At 71.5% G+C, this 590-nt stretch carries 1 protein-coding gene; it reads left to right on the top strand.

The features are described from left to right. Positions 1 to 4: 4 nt before the first annotated feature. On the top strand, positions 5 to 590 hold a 586-nt coding region (locus KBX39_RS32580), incomplete at its 3' end, for an alpha/beta hydrolase (RefSeq protein WP_312247532.1).

The following is a 590-nucleotide window of genomic DNA, read 5'->3' as shown; positions in this document are numbered from 1 at the left end:
GTCGATCAACGTCTCCTCGCTGAGCGTGACCGGCTTCGGCGGCGGCGTCATCTACTACCCGACCAGCACCGCCGAGGGCACCTTCGGCGCGGTCGCCATCTCGCCCGGCTACACCGCCTCCTGGTCCAGCCTGAGCTGGCTCGGCCCTCGGATCGCCTCACACGGCTTCGTGGTGATCGGCATCGAGACCAACACCCGGCTGGACCAGCCGGCCAGCCGGGGCCGGCAGCTCCTGGCCGCGCTGGACTACCTGACCGAGCGCAGCTCGGTGCGCGGCCGGATCGACTCGTCCCGGCTCGCGGTGGCCGGTCACTCGATGGGCGGCGGCGGCAGCCTGGAGGCCGCGGCGGCCCGGCCGTCGCTGCAGGCCGCCGTCCCGCTGGCGCCGTGGAACCTGGACAAGACCTGGTCCGATGTACGGGTGCCGACGCTCATCATCGGCGGCGAGACCGACAGCGTCGCGCCGGTGGCGACCCACTCGATCCCGTTCTACAACAGCATCCCGGCGTCCTCGGAGAAGGCGTACCTGGAGCTGGACGGCGCGAGCCACTTCTTCCCGCAGACGACGAACACGCCGACGGCGAAGCAGA

Origin of the sequence: Micromonospora sp. D75, assembly GCF_018070405.1 — a bacterium.
Taxonomy (GTDB): Bacteria; Actinomycetota; Actinomycetes; order Mycobacteriales; family Micromonosporaceae; genus Micromonospora; species Micromonospora chalcea.
This window is presented reverse-complemented; position numbering and strand designations above follow the sequence as displayed.